The following is a 16295-nucleotide window of genomic DNA, read 5'->3' on the forward strand; positions in this document are numbered from 1 at the left end:
AGTCAGGATTTGAGGTAGCCGTTGGCGGCCAGAAAGCTTTCAGTGATACCACCGGACGTCGGCTCTGCAGCCTTGTCGCCCAACAGCAAACGCTCCAGATAACGCGCCAGCAAATCGACTTCCAGGTTCACCCGGCGGCCTGGCTTGTAGGAGGCCATGATGGTTTCGCTCAGGGTGTGCGGAATGATCGTCAGCAGGAATTCGGCGCCATCCACCGCGTTCACGGTCAGGCTGGTGCCGTCGACGGTGATCGAGCCTTTATGGGCGATGTACTTGGCCAGTTCCTTCGGCCCGCGGATGCGAAATTCCACGGCGCGGGCATTGTCGCTGCGCGACACCACTTCGCCGACACCGTCGACGTGACCGCTGACCAGATGCCCGCCAAGACGGGTGGTCGGGGTCAGGGCTTTTTCCAGATTGACCGGGCTGCCGCTTTTCAGGTCATTCATCGCGGTGCAATCGAGGGTTTCGCGGCTGACGTCGGCAGCAAAGCCGTTGCCTGGCAGCTCAACCGCCGTCAGGCACACGCCGTTGACCGCGATGCTGTCGCCAAGTTTGACGTCGCTCAAATCGAGCTTGCCGGTTTCGACATGCACCCGCACATCACCGCCCTTGGGGGTCAGTGCGCGGATACTGCCGATGGATTCGATGATGCCGGTAAACATGGGGTTCTCCTTGAGAACGAAGCCAGCGCTAAGGCGATGGCCGGGAATTATACGCTCGCCGAAACGACTGGCGTCGCAGTGACTCGCCAGTCATCGCCAACCGCGCGGATTTCAGTGATTTTCAGCTCGGGAGCGTCCTTCATATAGGCCAGCGGCCAGTCCAGCAGCGGCCGCGCCGTGGAGCCAAGAAATTTGCCGGCGATGAAGATCACGAACTCGTCGACCAGCCCACGCTGCGCGAACGCGCCGGCCAGACGCGGGCCGGCCTCGACCAGCACTTCATTGACGCCACGGTTGGCCAGTTCGATCAGCAACTGATGCAGATCGACCTGACCGTCATCACCCGGCACGATCAGGCACTCCGGGCCATTGGCATATTGCTCTTCGACCGCCATGCAGGTGGCGACCAGCGCCGGGCCGGCCTTGAAGAACGGCGCGTCCAGCGGCACCCGCAAACGCCCGTCGATCAGCACCCGCAGCGGCGGACGGCTCATGACCAGTGCGGTTTGCTCGGCATCCAGACCCAGTTCGTCGGCGCGCACGGTCAGGCGCGCACCGTCGGCCAGCACGGTGTCGGCCCCGGTCAGCACCACAGCCGCCTGCGCGCGCAGACGCTGCACGGCGGAACGCGCCGCTGGGCCGGTGATCCATTGGCTTTCGCCGCTTTCCATCGCCGTACGACCGTCGAGACTCATGGCCAACTTGACCCGCACGAACGGCAAGCCGTGTTCCATGCGTTTCAGAAAACCTTGATTGAGTTGACGTGCTTCGGCTTCCAGCACGCCGCTTTCGGTGGCAATGCCGGCATCGGCCAGACGCTGCAGGCCACGTCCGGCGACCTGCGGATTCGGATCGCGCATCGCGGCGACCACCCGGGCAACTCCGGCATTTACCAGCGCATCGGCGCACGGCGGCGTGCGGCCATGGTGGCTGCACGGCTCAAGGGTCACGTAAGCCGTGGCGCCTCGGGCCAGCTCACCGGCTGCGCGCAAGGCGTGGACTTCAGCGTGGGGTTCGCCGGCACGCTCGTGAAAGCCTTCGCCGACAATCTGCCCGTCCTTGACGATCACGCAGCCAACCCGGGGATTGGGATGGGTGGTGTAGTGGCCCTTGCGCGCCAGTTCCAGCGCGCGTGCCATGAAACGGGCGTCGAGGATCGCCTGCTCGGCGGCGCGGGTCATTCTTTCACCGGTTCGCGGGCGAGGCGGTCGATCTCTTCGCGGAACTCGTTGAGGTCCTGAAAGCGTCGGTATACCGAAGCGAAACGGATATAGGCGACTTCATCAAGCTTTTGCAGCTCGGCCATCACCAGTTCGCCGACCACGAGGGATTTGACCTCGCGCTCGCCGGTAGCGCGCAGCTTGTGCTTGATGTGGACCAGAGAGGATTCGAGACGCTCGACGCTCACCGGACGTTTCTCCAGCGCGCGTTGCATGCCGGCGCGGAGTTTTTCTTCGTCGAACGGTTGGCGGCTGCCGTCGGTTTTGATCAGGCGCGGCAACACCAGTTCGGCCGTCTCGAATGTCGTGAAACGTTCGCCGCAGGCCAGGCATTCACGCCGGCGGCGCACCTGTTCGCCCTCGGCGACCAGACGCGAGTCGATGACCTTGGTGTCGTTGGCACCGCAGAAGGGACAGTGCATGGTGGCTGGCAACAAAAAAAGGGAGGGCCATGGTAGCGCATCCCGGTGGCAAGACAAGCCATAGGGTTTGCGGTATACAGACTGCCATGATCGTTTGATCCACGGATTTCATTTTCTGGAGCTGCCAATGTCGCTACGACCGCTCGTTTTGCTCAGTCTTTTCGCCCTGCTGGTGGCCTGCGGTAGCGATAAACCCAAACCGCAACCGCCAACACCAGGCCCGGCGCCGCAACAGGCGCAGAAAAAAGCCAAGGAAGCCGCCGACCTGGGTCCGCTGCCTGCCTATCAACGGGAACTGAGCGGCACCCTGCAAGGCGTGCCGGCCGGGGCCGAAGTCGAACTGGCGCTGCTGGTGATCGATGAAAAGTCGCGCCCGCAACAACTGCTCGCCAGTTCCAGCCTGATCGGCAACAACCAGATCCTGCCGTTTCGCCTGCGCTTCAATCCGGAAGCCTTTCCGGCTGGCGCACGTGTTGAACTGCGCGGTCGTGCCACGCAGTCCGGCCAGTTGATCCTGCACCTGCCGTCGCAAACCATCACCCAGCCGACCACACAGGCGCTGGGCCAGCTGCAATTTGTCAAAGCACCATGACCGTACCGCTCGACCTGCAACAGGCGCTGGGTGAATTGCTCGGTGATGCGCGGCTCAAGGCCTGTGCATTGCCGGGCACCGATTTGCAGTTGTGGCTGATCGACGGCGACAACATGGATCGCGAATTCAGCCCGGATGAAACCCGGCGCATCCTTCACGAACCGCCCTACTGGAGTTTCTGCTGGGCCAGCGGCCTGGCGGTGGCGCGTTATCTGGCGGAGTTTCCCGAGTGGGTGCGTGGCAAACGGGTGCTGGATTTCGGCGCCGGCTCCGGGATCGCCGCGATTGCGGCAGTCAAAGCCGGGGCGTTGGAAGTGGTGGCCTGTGATCTGGATCCGCTGGCGATTGCTGCGTGTCGGGCCAACGCTGAACTCAATGATGTGCAGATGAGTTATTCGACGGACTTCTTTGCCGAGGCTGATCGCTTCGACCTGATTCTGGTGGCGGACGTGCTCTACGACCGCGAGAACCTGCCGCTGCTCGACGCGTTTCTCAGCCGTGGCCGCGAGGCACTGGTGGCGGATTCGCGGGTTCGGGATTTTCGTCATCCGTTGTATGAGCGCATTGAAATGCTTGAGGCGATGACCTTGCCGGATCTGGCGGAGCCGGAAGAGTTCAGACATGTCAGTCTTTACCATGCGCGGCGCTAACCAAAAGCATCGCGGGCAAGCCCGCTCCCACAGTGACCGAGTCGAACCAACATTTCTTCTACGACACAGAATCCTGTGGGAGCTGGCTTGCCAGCAATGGCGTCCTGCCTAGCGGTACACCTCTCAAATCTGCCCCGCTTCCGGCCACACCCCGCCAAGCCGTATAGTTGCCCCATCCACGCTTTTACGAGATCCCCCATGAGTCAGCAAACGCCGTACATCTTCGACGCCACGACTGCCGATTTCGACCAATCGGTGATCGAAGCTTCCTTCAACAAACCGGTGCTGGTGGATTTCTGGGCCGAATGGTGTGCGCCGTGCAAGGCGTTGATGCCGATGCTGCAAGGCATTGCCGAGAGCTATCAGGGCGAACTGCTGCTGGCCAAGGTCAACTGTGACATCGAGCAGGACATCGTCGCCCGCTTCGGCATTCGCAGCCTGCCGACCGTGGTGCTGTTCAAGGACGGCCAACCGGTCGACGGTTTTGCAGGTGCGCAGCCGGAGTCCGCCGTGCGCGCCCTGCTCGAACCGCATGTGCAGATGCCGCCGCCCGCCGCTGCCGATCCGTTCGAACAGGCTCAGGCACTGTTCGATGAAGGTCGTTACGCGGAAGCAGAAGCCGCGCTGGTAGTGATGCTCACCGAAGACAACAGCAACGCCAAAGCGCTGATCCTCTACGCCCGTTGCCTGACCGAACGCGGCGAATTGGGTGAGGCGCAAACCGTGCTCGACGCAGTCAAGAGCGATGAGCACAAGGCTGCACTGGCCGGGGCCAAGGCGCAGATCAAATTCCTTGGCCTGGCCCGCGACCTGCCGGATGCCGCCGACCTCAAGGCACGCCTTGCACAGAACCCGCAGGACGACGAAGCGGTGTATCAACTGGCGATCCAACAACTGGCGCGTCAGCAATACGAAGCGGCGCTGGAGGCCTTGCTCAAGCTCTTCATCCGTAACCGCAGCTACGGTGAAGGCCTGCCGCACAAGACCTTGCTGCAGGTGTTCGAACTGTTGGGCAACGATCATCCGCTGGTGACCGCTTACCGCCGTAAAGTGTTCGCTGCGCTTTATTAAGATCAAAAGATCGCAGCCTTCGGCAGCTCCTACAAAGGATCGTATTCACCGCTTATTTTGCGCAGGAACGCTGAACCTGTAGGAGCTGCCGCAGGCTGCGATCTTTTCGTTTCACTCTATCCAGCTGTAAAGCGGTGTATCCCCGCCACTCACCACTTTTACATCCGAACTGTGGCGCAGGCGCACCAGCAGACGCTTACCCGCCGAGGCGCTGCCGGTCAGCCCCTCAAGCTGCTCCAGCAAATCCGGCCCGCTGAGCTGCCCGGCCTTGCGCAACAGATCCTGCGCGACCTGCCACAACGCATCGTCCTGGTTCAGTGGTTTCGCTGCCGGCGTGCTCAATGCCGCTTCAGGCTGATCACCCTGCGGCTGCGCGCCAAGGGCTGCGCCGAGCTTCGCCCAATCGCTGTCATCCAGTTCCACCGTCAAATCCACCGGCGTCGCGCCAACGGTTCCGCGTATCCGCAACATCTGCTTCGCTCCTGCACATTTCTGACCTGCATGCTCCCACGGGACTTGTGCAACGCCAAGCGCACGGGCAAACTCTGCGGACTTTCGTTATAAGATTACATAACAAACTCTTCACTTTACTTTCCGGAGACCGCCATGCGTCGTCTGCTGCTCGCTTTGCCGTTTGCCCTGTTGCCGCTGGCCATCGCCCATGCCGCCGATGAGCACGATCATGACCACGAGCACGGCAGCCTCGGTGCCCACGAACATGGCGTCGGCCGCCTGAACGCCGCGCTCGACGGCCAGACTCTGGAGCTGGAACTGGAAAGCCCGGCGATGAACCTGGTGGGCTTCGAACATGCCGCCACCAGCGATGCCGACAAGGCCAAGGTCGCCGCCGCACGCACGAAACTGGAAAACCCGCTGGCGCTGTTCAGCCTGCCGACCGCTGCGGGTTGCAAAGTGGCCAGCCAGGAACTGCAAAGTCCGCTGTTCGGCGACAAGCCGGCTGCCGACGAGCATGACGATGATGACCACGACGAAGATGCCAAGGGTGGTGAAGCGCATCACCACGATCACAGCGAAATCCACGCCCACTATCAATTCAGCTGCGCGGCCCCGGGTGCTCTGAAGACCCTGGATCTGGCGAACCTCTTCAATACCTTCCCGGCCACACAGAAAATTCAGGTACAACTGATCGGCCCGAGCGGCCAGCAAGGCACCGAAGTGACCGCCAAGGCTGCCGCCCTGAAATTCTGATTGCCTGAAAAATCCCCTGTAGGAGCTGCCGAAGGCTGCGATCTTTTGATCTTGCCTTTAAAAACAGGATCAAAAGATCGCAGCCTCCGGCAGCTCCTACACGGGCCCGTGATCAAACATGAAACTGGTGCCATGACCCAAGCACTCATCGAACTGTCCGACCTGGGCTTCAACTGGCCCGGCCACCCGCCGCTGCTGGACATCCCGGCGTTTCGCCTGGAGCCCGGCGAAACCCTGTTCCTCAAAGGCCCCAGCGGCAGTGGCAAGACCACCCTGCTCGGTCTGCTCGGTGGCGTGCAGAAACCCGGGCGCGGCAGCATTCGCCTGCTCGGCCAGGAACTGACCGAACTCGGTGCCGGCGCCCGCGACCGCTTTCGCGTCGATCACACCGGCTACATCTTCCAGCAGTTCAACCTGCTGCCGTTTCTCTCGGTGCGCGAGAACGTCGAGTTGCCCTGTCACTTCTCCAAGCTGCGTGCCGAGCGAGCGAAACAGCGTCACGGCAGCGTCGACCAGGCCGCCGCCACCCTGCTCGCTCACCTGGGTTTGAAGGACGAAAGCATCCTCGGCCGTCGCGCCGATTCACTGTCGATCGGTCAGCAGCAACGGGTCGCCGCCGCCCGGGCCTTGATCGGCCAGCCGGAACTGGTGATCGCCGACGAACCGACCTCGGCGCTGGATTACGACGCCCGGGAAAACTTCATTCGTCTGTTGTTCGCCGAATGCCGCGAGGCCGGTTCCAGCCTGTTGTTCGTCAGTCACGACCAGAGCCTGGCGCCGCTGTTCGACCGTCACCTGTCCCTGGCCGAACTCAATCGCGCCGCCACGTCTGCCGAGGTCTGAGATGTATCTGTTTCGTCTGGCCATGGCCAGCCTGGCCAACCGCCGCTTCACCGCCCTGCTCACCGCGTTCGCCATTGCCCTGTCGGTGTGCCTGTTGCTCGCGGTCGAGCGCGTGCGCACCGAGGCCAAAGCCAGTTTCGCCAGCACCATCAGCGGCACCGACCTGATCGTCGGCGCTCGCTCCGGTTCGGTGAACCTGCTGCTGTACTCGGTGTTCCGCATCGGCAACGCGACCAACAACATTCGTTGGGACAGCTTCGAACATTTCGCCAGCAACCCGAAAGTGAAGTGGGCGATCCCGATGTCCCTCGGCGACTCCCATCGCGGCTACCGGGTGATGGGCACCACCCAAGCCTATTTCGAGCATTACCAGTACGGTCGCCAGCAGCATCTGGTACTGGCCGACGGCCGTGCCTTCGCCACCGACCCGTTCGAAGTGGTGCTCGGCGCCGAAGTCGCCGAAGCGCTGCATTACAAGCTCGGCGACCAACTGGTGCTGGCCCACGGCGTGGCGGCGATCAGTCTGGTCAAGCACGATGACAAACCGTTCACCGTGGTCGGCATTCTCAAGCGCACCGGCACGCCAGTAGATCGCACGTTGCACATCAGCCTCGGCGGCATGGAGGCGATTCACATCGACTGGCACAACGGCGTACCGGCGCGCGGCAACGGTCGGATCACGGCGGATCAGGCACGCAACATGGACCTGACGCCACAGGCGATCACTGCGTTCATGCTCGGCCTCAACAGCAAGATTTCCACCTTCGCCCTGCAACGCGAGATCAATGAATACCGGGGCGAGCCAATGCTGGCGATCCTCCCGGGCGTGGCCTTGCAGGAGCTGTGGAGCCTGATGAGCACCGCTGAAAAGGCACTGTTCGTGGTCTCGCTGTTCGTGGTGCTGACCGGGTTGATCGGCATGCTCACGGCGATTCTCACCAGCCTTAACGAGCGGCGCCGTGAGATGGCGATTTTGCGTTCGGTCGGTGCACGACCGTGGCACATCGCAAGTCTGCTGGTGCTGGAAGCTTTCGCTCTGGCACTGACCGGCGTAATCGCCGGACTGGCGCTGCTGTACCTCGGCATCGCCGCCGCGCAGGGTTACGTGCAGGCCAATTACGGGCTGTATCTGCCGCTGGCGTGGCCGAGCGAGTATGAATGGACGCTGCTCGGTGGCATTCTGGCGGCCGCGCTGCTGATGGGCAGCGTGCCGGCCTGGCGCGCGTATCGCCAATCCCTGGCCGATGGCCTGTCGATCCGTTTATGAGGATGTTCACCATGCCCCGCGCCGTGCTTGCGCTGCTGTTGCTGGTTGCCCTGCCTGTGTGGGCAGCGGCGCCGAAAGACCTGACCTGGTCGGAGATGATCCCGCCGGACGCCGCGCCGGAAGTGCCGAACATGACGCCGTTGCACGACCTGTCGAAGATGGGCGACGCGCTGTCCGCCGAGTCGGCGCCGGCGGCGAAACAGGACATGCCCAACGCGCCGGTGGTGCGGAGCCTGGACGGGCAGAACATCCGCCTGCCGGGCTACATCGTGCCGCTGGAAGTCAATGAAGAAGGACGCACTACGGAGTTTCTGCTGGTGCCTTACTTCGGCGCCTGCATCCACGTGCCGCCACCGCCGTCGAACCAGATCGTGCATGTGAAAAGCGAGCTGGGCGTGAAGCTCGACGAGCTGTATCAGCCGTACTGGGTCGAGGGACCGCTGCAGGTCAAGGCGTCCACCAGCGAACTGGCCGATGCCGGGTATCAGATGGCGGCGGACAAGATTTATGTGTATGAGCTGCCGGAGTAATTCCGGCACTTCTGTGATGTTTTTAATGGCCCCTTCGCTGGCAAGCCAGCTCCCACAGTGATCGAGTCGTTCACCCATTTTTTGAACACCAACGAAACCTGTGGGAGCTGGCTTGCCAGCGAAGGGGCCGGCCAAGGTTCCACAAAAAACCGGGGCATCACTGTTTCATTGAGCTGAGTCAAAAGACCGTATCAGTTGGCTTCATACCATAGGACATCAGACATTTTTAACGTCCTTTTGGAGCTCCCATGAACAAGTCCTTGCTCAGCGCCTCGCTGTTTGCAGTCGCGCTCGCAGCCCCGCTCGCCCACGCCCACGAAGCCGGTGACATCATCGTTCGCGCCGGTGCGATCACCGTCAACCCGAAGGCCGACAGCTCCAGCGTCAAAGTCGATCAGGGTCCGCTGAGCGGCACCAACCTGGGCGGCAAGGCGACCATGAGCAGCGACACCCAACTGGGTCTGAACTTCGCCTACATGCTGACCAACAACATCGGGATCGAGTTGCTGGCGGCCTCGCCGTTCGAGCATGACGTGAAGATCAAAGGCACCGCGCTGCCAGCGGCCAACGGCAAACTCGGCACCCTGAAACACCTGCCGCCCACCCTCAGCGTCGTGTACTACCCGCTGGATGCGAAATCGCCGTTCCAGCCTTACATCGGTGGCGGCATCAACTACACCTGGATCTACGACGAGCACGTCGGCAGCGAAGCCCAGTCCAACGGCTTCAGCAACTTCAAGGCAAAAAACTCCTGGGGCCTGGCCTGGCAGGTCGGCGCCGACTATATGCTGACCGACAACATCATGCTCAACGCCCAGGTGCGCTACATCGACATCGATACTCGCGCCACCGTCGAGAACAACGCCGTGGCACCGGGTACCCGGGCCAAGGTGAATGTTGATGTCGATCCGTTTGTGTACATGGTGGGTCTGGGCTACAAGTTCTAAGCAACATTCGAACATTCGCGTGGTGGTGAATGCGGGCTAATGTGGCGAGGGAGCTTGCTCCCGCTGGGCTGCGAAGCAGCCCTGAACAAGGCAAAAGCGGTGCTTCAGAAAAACCGCGTTGACTGAATTTGCGACTGCTGCGCAGTCGAGCGGGAGCGAGCTCCCTCGCCACAGGGATTGCACAAGCGTCAAAGCGATACCCCGCCCACAAAAAAGGCGCCTGCAAAGGCGCCTTTTTTGTTTTTTCGATTTAGCGTCCCAGCAACCGCGCCAGCCCCACACGCATCGGCGTCGGCTCTGGCAGCTTGAAACGTTGCAGCAAACGCGCGTTGTTCGCCCGCGAATGACGGATGTCGCCGGCGCGCGCCGGGCCATAGCTGACCGGTGGCAGTTCACCGACCACTTCCTGCAGCGTTTGCAACATCTGCTTGAGGTTCATCGCCTGATTCCAGCCGACGTTCATCGCGCCCACTTCCACTTCAGGCTTGTCGATTGCCTGCACCAGCACGTCGACCAGATCCTCGACATAGAGGAAATCGCGGGTCTGCTCACCATCGCCGAACACGGTGATCGGCAGACCTTTCTGCGCCCGCTCGCTGAAGATGCTGATGACCCCGGAATACGGCGAGGACGGATCCTGGCGTGGGCCGAAGATGTTGAAGAAGCGGAAGATCACCGGCTCCAGACCATGCTGGCGACGGTAGAAATCGAAGTAGTGCTCGCCGGCCAGTTTGTCCGAGGCATACGGGGTCAGCGGGGCCTTTGGCGTGTCCTCGTCAATCGACTCGCCTTCGCCATTGTTGCCGTACACCGCTGCGCTCGACGCGTAGAGCACACGCTTGACCCCGGCCTGGCGCATGGCTTCGCAGACATTCAGGGTGCCGATGAAGTTGCTCTGATGCGTCTTCACCGGATCGTCCACCGACGCCTGCACCGAAGCGACTGCCGCCAGATGCGCAACGGCGCTGCAGCCTTGCGTGGCCTGCGCGACCAGCGCGGCATCGGCGACGTCACCGACGATCAGTTCGACCTTCGGGTTGTCCAGCGGCAGGTTGCTGCGTTTGCCAGTCGACAGATCATCGAGAATCCGCACCGAATGGCCGGTGGCGAGCAATGCATCCGTCAGGTGCGAGCCGATGAAACCGGCGCCGCCGGTGATTAAAACAGGGCCTTCAGCCATGACGATAAAACCTATCCAGTAAAGCCGGGAGTGCGGCGCGCCAGGCGCGGGGCTTGATCCCGAAAGTGTGCAGAATTTTCTTGCAGGCGAGGACCGCGTGTTGCGGTTCCTCGGCGGCGTCCGGCCGCGCGGCGTGGGCCTGAGCGGTCGGTGCTTCGATTGCCAGCGGATGCAGGCTGCGCGCTTCGGTCAGAATCGCCTGACCGAGCGCCAGCGGCGTGGTCGCTTCGTGGCCGGCGTAATGGTAAGTGCCCCACAGCGGCGCCGCGCAGTCGAGTTGCTTGAGCACCGAAATGATCACCCGTGCGGCGTCATCGACCGGAGTCGGATTGCCCCGGCGGTCATCGGCCATGAGCAATTCGTCCGGTTGTTCGGCGCGGGCGAGGAAGCGCCCGAGGGTGCCTTCAGGGCTGTCATCGAGCAGCCAGCCGAAGCGTAGCAACACGTGTTGCGGGCAGGTCGCGCGGACACTTTGCTCGATGCGCCACAGCGCCTGGCCGCGCAGGCCCAGCGGCACCGGCTCGTCTTTTTCGCTGTAGGCAGTCGCCCGCGAACCGTCGAACACTCGGTAACTGGACGGTTGCACAAGAATGATGTTGTGGTGCTGGCACAGTTCCGCCAGCCGTTCGATGGCGCGTTCCTGCCCGGCCAGACGGCTTTCGCTGACGGTCTCGGCCTGGAACCAGTCGAAATAGTAGGCGAGGTTGATCAACGCATCCGGACGGGTATCGTCGAGCAGTTGCGTCAGGCTCGCGGCATCCCAGCCGTCTTCTGGCGGGCGGGGGGCGAGGAAGCCGATGTCTTCTTCCGCACCGAGGCGAATCAGCGCCTGCCCAAGGGCATTTCCGCCGCCCAGTAACATAAGGCGCATTCGCATAGAGTCAGCAGGCCCAGTCTGATTGGAACGATGGCTTTAGCGACGGTGCGGGTGACACCGTCATCGATAATTGCCGGAATCGTTGCATTTTGCGGGTTTAGTGCGCAACCGTCACCCGTAAAGTGTAGATCGCCGGGAATTGTGCTGAATCAACTGGCCCCATCGCTGGCAAGCCAGCGCCCACAGGGTTCAGTGTTGATTGCCAAACTGTTGAACAACAACAATCACTGTGGGAGCTGGCTTGCCAGCGATGAGGCCCCGATGAACAGCGCAGCTCCCCGGCGGTACTTGCATCTTGTCGCCCCCACCCGCATAACTTGAGCATGAATCTGCCCATCCCCAAGGACGCCGCCCTGGCAGGCTTTCACCCCGCCGTCAGCGCCTGGTTTAGCAGCACCTTCCCGTCGGTCACCGCCGCCCAGGCCCGCGCATGGCCGTTGATCCGCCAGCGCCGCTCGACGCTGATCGCCGCGCCCACCGGTTCCGGTAAAACCCTCACCGCGTTTCTCGCGGTGCTCGACGACCTCGTCCACCGTGGCCTGGAAAACCCCGACGGCCTGCCCGACGAAACCCTGGTGGTCTACGTTTCACCGCTCAAAGCGCTGTCCAACGACATCCGCATCAACCTGCAAAATCCGCTGGCCGGAATCACTGAGCAGCTGCGCCAGATGGGCCTGGCCGAATTGCACATCACCACGGCGGTGCGCACCGGCGACACGCCACAGAAAGACCGCGCCGCCATGCGCAAAAGTGCGCCGCACATTCTGGTGACCACGCCAGAATCGCTGTACGTGCTGCTCGGCTCCGAATCCGGACGCAAAATGCTCGGCAGCACGCGCACGGTGATCATCGACGAGATCCACGCCATCGCGGCTGGCAAACGCGGCAGTCATCTGGCGCTGAGCCTCGAACGCCTGCAGGCGCTGTGTGCCGAACCCTTGACCCGCATCGGCTTGTCCGCCACGCAAAAGCCGATTGATGCCGTGGCACGATTTCTGGTCGGCACCGATCGCCCCTGCGAGATCATCGACATCGGCCACGCCCGGCCACGGGATCTGGGCATCGAAGTGCCGCCAGTGCCGTTGTCGGCAGTGATGGCCAACGACGTTTGGGAACTGGTTTATGACCGGCTCGCCGAGTTGGCCCGCGAACACCGCACCACGCTGATTTTCGTCAATACCCGGCGCCTCGCCGAACGCCTGAGCCGACACCTCAGCGAACGCCTGGGCAAACACGCCGTCGCCGCGCACCACGGCAGCCTGGCCAAGGAATTCCGCCTCGACGCCGAACAGCGGCTCAAGCGCGGCGAGCTACAAGTTCTGATCGCCACGGCTTCGCTGGAATTGGGCATCGATATCGGCGAAGTCGATCTGGTCTGCCAAATATCCTCGCCGCGTTCGATTGCCGGGTTTCTGCAAAGAGTCGGTCGCTCCGGGCACCAGGTCGGCGGCACACCCAAGGGCCGCTTGTTCGCCACCACCCGCGACGACCTGATCGAGTGCGCCGCCCTGCTCGACTGCGTGCGCCGTTGCGAACTCGACACCCTGCACATCCCCGAAGCGCCGCTGGATGTACTGGCGCAGCAGATCATCGCCGAAGTCAGTTGCCGGGAATGGGCGGAAGACGCGCTGCTGGCGCTGTTCCGCCAAGCCTCGCCCTACCGCGATCTCGACGAAAAACACTATCAGGCGCTGCTGACCATGCTCGCCGAAGGCTACAACGGTCGTCAGGGCATCCGCAGCGCCTACCTGCACCGCGACGCCGTCAGCCGCACGCTACGCGGCCGCCGTGGCGCGCAACTGACCGCCGTGACCAGTGGCGGCACCATTCCCGACAATGCCGACTACAGCGTGTTGCTCGAGCCGCAGGGCCTGAACATCGGCAGCGTCAATGAAGACTTCGCCGTGGAAAGCATCGCCGGTGATGTGTTCCAGCTCGGCAACACCTCCTACCGCATCCTGCGGGTGGAAACCGGCAAGGTGCGGGTCGAGGATGCTCAGGGCCAGCCGCCGACCATTCCATTCTGGCTCGGCGAAGCCCCGGGGCGCAGCGATGAATTGTCTGCGGCGGTGGCGCGGCTGCAAGCGACTCTCGACCTGTTGCTCGGCGCCAGCCCCGGCGATCTGCAACCGGCGCTCGACTGGTTGACCGCAACCCTCGGCCTGAACCGTGCCAGCGCCGAACAACTGGTGGAGTATCTCGCCCGCGCTCGCCTGACCCTCGGCGCCCTGCCCTCGCAGGACACGCTGCTGATGGAGCGTTTTTTCGATGAGTCCGACGGTACTCAGTTGATCATCCATTCACCGTTCGGCAGCCGCATCAACCGCGCCTGGGGCCTGGCCTTGCGCAAGCGTTTCTGCCGCACGTTCAACTTCGAGTTGCAGGCTGCCGCCAGTGAGGACGCGATCGTCCTGTCGCTGTCCACCAGCCACAGTTTCGAACTGGATGATGTCTGGCGGTACCTGCACAGCAACAGCGCCGAGCACATCCTGATTCAGGCGATTCTCGACGCGCCGCTGTTCGGCGTGCGCTGGCGCTGGAATGCCGGCGTGGCCCTGGCGTTGCCGCGTTTTACCGGCGGGCGCAAAGTCGCGCCGCAGTTGCAGCGGATGAAAAGCGAAGACCTGATCGCCAGCGTGTTCCCCGATCAGATCGCCTGCCTGGAAAACCTCGCCGGCGAGCGGGAGGTTCCCGAGCATCCGCTGGTGGAACAGACCCTCGACGATTGCCTGCACGAGGCCATGGACAGCGCCGGCTGGCTCACGCTGCTGCGGCGCATGGAGCGTGGCGAGGTGCGGTTGATCAGTCGCGATCTGCCGGCACCATCGCCGCTGGCGGCGGAAATTCTCAGCGCGCGGCCGTACAGTTTTCTCGACGATGCACCGCTGGAAGAACGCCGCACCCAAGCGGTGATCAACCGACGCTGGAGCGATCCGCAATCCACCGATGATCTCGGGGCACTCGACGCCGACGCCATCAACGCGGTGCGCGAGCAAGCGTGGCCGACGCCGGCCAACGTCGATGAAATGCACGAGGCGCTGATGAGCCTGGCGTGCGTCAGCGACCTTGAAGTTCAGGCTGGCGAACACTGGCGCGAATGGCTTGACGCGCTGACTGCGAGCGGTCGCGCCTGCCGCTTGGCCGTTCCGCCAGTAACGGCAAGAGAAAAGCTTCGCGAGCCTGCTCGCGAAGACGGCCTCACAGTCACTACACATCCGCAGCCTGGCTCGTTGTGGCTGGCGCGAGAGCGCTTGAAGTGTCTGCAAGCGCTTTATCCACAGGCCACGTTGCAACCGCCGCAAGCAGCGCTGCCCGGGTTCGATGATATCTGGACGGTCGATGACGCATTGATCGAAGTGATCCGCGCCCGACTCGGCGCCTTCGGTCCGCTGCCGTTAGCCGCCATTGCCGAACCGCTGGCGCTCCCCTCTGCACAAGTTGCACAAGCCCTCGCGCAACTGGAGCGCGAAGGCTATGTGCTGCGTGGTCACTTCACCCCGGGGTCAGCGGTCGAAGAATGGTGCGAACGGCATCTGCTGGCGCGCATTCATCGCTACACGGTCAAGCGTCTGCGCCGGGAAATCGAGCCGGTGGCGTTGCAGGATTTCATGCGCTTTCTGTTCGACTGGCAGCACCTGTCCCCTGCTACGCGCGGTCAGGGCCACGCGGTGCTGCCGGCAATTATCGGCCAGTTCGAAGGCTACCCGGCAGCGGCTTCAGCGTGGGACAGCGACCTTCTCCCGGCGCGCCTGAAAGACTATTCGCCGAGCTGGCTGGATGACCTGTGCCGCAACGGCAAGCTGGTGTGGACCCGGCTCAGCGCCCGACAGAACGTCAGCGGCACGGCGTTGCGCAGTACGCCGATTGTGCTGCTGCCGCGCAGTCAGGTCGGGCTGTGGAGTGCACTGGCCGAGCAGACGCCGGTCAGCGAACTGTCGCCGAAAACGCAAAAGGTTTATGAGGCGCTGAGTCAGCACGGCGCGCTGTTTTTCGATGAGCTGATTCACGAGGCGCATCTGCTGCGCACCGAGCTGGAAATCGCCTTGCAGGAACTGGTCGGCGCCGGCCTGGTAAACGCCGACAGCTTCGCCGGGTTGCGCGCCTTGATCACCCCGGCGAGCAAGCGCCAGCAACGCAGCAGTCGTCGCGGGCGCGGCGCGTTTGTCGGTGGCATGGACGATGCCGGGCGCTGGGCGTTGTTGCGCCGCGGGCCACGGCAGGAAAGCGCTCATATGGCCTCACCGGAAACCCTCGAACATGTCGCCATGACGTTGCTGCGCCGCTATGGCGTGGTGTTCTGGCGCCTGCTGGAGCGCGAAGCGGATTGGCTGCCGAGCTGGCGCGAATTACTGCGCACGTTTCATCGGCTGGAGGCACGTGGCGAGATTCGTGGCGGGCGCTTTGTCAGTGGTCTGGCGGGGGAGCAGTTTGCCTTGCCCGAGGCGATTCCATTACTGCGCGAGGTTCGGCGCCGGGCGCATGACGGCAGTCTGGTTGCGGTGTGCGGGGTTGATCCGCTGAACCTGGCCGGGACGTTGTTGCCAGGGGCGAAAGTACCGGCGTTGGTGAGTAATCGGCTGGTGTATCAAGATGGTTTGCCGGTTGCTGCCGAGATTGCCGGCAAGCAGGTGTTCTGGACTGAGCTGGATCAGGTGGCCATGGAGCAAGTGCGCAGCAAGCTGATCCGGCATTGATGTCGACAGTTCCGGCCCTCATCGCGGGCAAGCCCGCTCCCACAGTGATTTTTGGTGTGCCTACTATTTCAACATCACCCAGAACCCTGTGGGAGCAACTGTCTTACTGCCACCGTTCGTCATCGCCA

Annotated in this window: 15 protein-coding genes; 9 read left to right on the forward strand and 6 right to left on the reverse strand. The window is 62.9% G+C overall.

Annotated elements, in window-relative coordinates; genetic code table 11:
• Window positions 1-2: 2 nt before the first annotated feature.
• The 3 genes from B1722_RS14500 to nrdR are packed head-to-tail and all read right to left on the reverse strand — an operon-like array spanning window position 3 to window position 2307.
• Window positions 3-665, reverse strand: coding sequence for a riboflavin synthase (locus tag B1722_RS14500; RefSeq protein ID WP_086793082.1), 663 nt, complete (start codon window positions 663-665; stop codon window positions 3-5).
• A gap of 47 nt (window positions 666-712) precedes the next feature.
• On the reverse strand, window positions 713-1846 hold the full coding sequence (gene ribD, locus B1722_RS14505) for a bifunctional diaminohydroxyphosphoribosylaminopyrimidine deaminase/5-amino-6-(5-phosphoribosylamino)uracil reductase RibD (protein WP_041074508.1): 1134 nt from the start codon (window positions 1844-1846) through the stop codon (window positions 713-715).
• Complete coding sequence (nrdR, locus tag B1722_RS14510; RefSeq protein ID WP_003228656.1) at window positions 1843-2307, reverse strand: transcriptional regulator NrdR; 465 nt, start codon at window positions 2305-2307, stop codon at window positions 1843-1845. Before nrdR ends, ribD begins: the two co-directional genes overlap by 4 nt.
• 127 nt (window positions 2308-2434) lie before the next feature.
• Between nrdR and B1722_RS14515 the strand changes: the two genes are divergently transcribed.
• The 3 genes from B1722_RS14515 (at window position 2435) to trxA (ending at window position 4620) form a co-directional block, all read left to right on the forward strand.
• On the forward strand, window positions 2435-2899 hold the full coding sequence (locus B1722_RS14515) for a YbaY family lipoprotein (RefSeq protein WP_041074498.1): 465 nt from the start codon (window positions 2435-2437) through the stop codon (window positions 2897-2899).
• Window positions 2896-3549: a methyltransferase gene (locus B1722_RS14520; protein WP_086793083.1), complete on the forward strand. Its 654-nt coding sequence runs from the start codon at window positions 2896-2898 to the stop codon at window positions 3547-3549. The genes B1722_RS14515 and B1722_RS14520 overlap by 4 nt, the downstream gene beginning before the upstream one ends.
• A 198-nt stretch (window positions 3550-3747) precedes the next feature.
• Window positions 3748-4620 carry a thioredoxin gene (gene trxA / locus B1722_RS14525; RefSeq protein ID WP_041074494.1) on the forward strand — a complete coding sequence of 291 codons (873 nt, stop codon included), beginning with the start codon at window positions 3748-3750 and terminating at the stop codon, window positions 4618-4620.
• 111 nt (window positions 4621-4731) lie between these two features.
• On the opposite strand, the gene B1722_RS14530 is transcribed toward trxA, so the two are convergent.
• Window positions 4732-5091 (reverse strand): hypothetical protein, encoded by a 360-nt coding sequence (locus B1722_RS14530; RefSeq protein ID WP_086793085.1) that lies wholly within the window; start codon window positions 5089-5091, stop codon window positions 4732-4734.
• 135 nt (window positions 5092-5226) lie between these two features.
• Between B1722_RS14530 and B1722_RS14535 the strand changes: the two genes are divergently transcribed.
• The 5 genes from B1722_RS14535 to B1722_RS14555 all read left to right on the forward strand — a co-directional run bounded on the left by B1722_RS14535 (window position 5227) and on the right by B1722_RS14555 (window position 9416).
• Complete coding sequence (locus B1722_RS14535; RefSeq protein WP_041074491.1) at window positions 5227-5829, forward strand: DUF2796 domain-containing protein; 603 nt, start codon at window positions 5227-5229, stop codon at window positions 5827-5829.
• A gap of 132 nt (window positions 5830-5961) precedes the next feature.
• Window positions 5962-6672 (forward strand): ABC transporter ATP-binding protein, encoded by a 711-nt coding sequence (locus tag B1722_RS14540; protein ID WP_007966120.1) that lies wholly within the window; start codon window positions 5962-5964, stop codon window positions 6670-6672.
• A 1-nt stretch (window position 6673) separates the two neighbouring features.
• Entirely contained in the window at window positions 6674-7939 is a 1266-nt protein-coding gene (locus B1722_RS14545; RefSeq protein WP_086793087.1) for an FtsX-like permease family protein, read from the forward strand.
• A gap of 11 nt (window positions 7940-7950) precedes the next feature.
• A complete protein-coding gene (locus B1722_RS14550) occupies window positions 7951-8469 on the forward strand; it encodes a DUF3299 domain-containing protein (RefSeq protein ID WP_086793112.1) in 519 nt (172 codons plus the stop codon).
• A 248-nt stretch (window positions 8470-8717) separates the two neighbouring features.
• Window positions 8718-9416 carry an OmpW family protein gene (locus tag B1722_RS14555; RefSeq protein WP_041074487.1) on the forward strand — a complete coding sequence of 233 codons (699 nt, stop codon included), beginning with the start codon at window positions 8718-8720 and terminating at the stop codon, window positions 9414-9416.
• A gap of 250 nt (window positions 9417-9666) precedes the next feature.
• Here B1722_RS14555 and B1722_RS14560 read toward each other — a convergent pair whose 3' ends face one another.
• A complete protein-coding gene (locus tag B1722_RS14560; RefSeq protein ID WP_086793088.1) occupies window positions 9667-10596 on the reverse strand; it encodes an NAD-dependent epimerase/dehydratase family protein in 930 nt (309 codons plus the stop codon).
• Complete coding sequence (locus tag B1722_RS14565; RefSeq protein WP_041074483.1) at window positions 10589-11473, reverse strand: sugar nucleotide-binding protein; 885 nt, start codon at window positions 11471-11473, stop codon at window positions 10589-10591. Before B1722_RS14565 ends, B1722_RS14560 begins: the two co-directional genes overlap by 8 nt.
• Before the next feature lie 323 nt (window positions 11474-11796).
• On the opposite strand from B1722_RS14565, the gene B1722_RS14570 reads away from it, so the two are divergent.
• Entirely contained in the window at window positions 11797-16167 is a 4371-nt protein-coding gene (locus B1722_RS14570; RefSeq protein WP_086793090.1) for a DEAD/DEAH box helicase, read from the forward strand.
• The last annotated feature ends 128 nt before the right edge of the window (window positions 16168-16295 follow it).

The sequence above is a fragment of the Pseudomonas sp. SCPG-7 genome (assembly GCF_002156405.1).
In the GTDB taxonomy this organism is placed as follows: domain Bacteria; phylum Pseudomonadota; class Gammaproteobacteria; order Pseudomonadales; family Pseudomonadaceae; genus Aquipseudomonas; species Aquipseudomonas parakoreensis.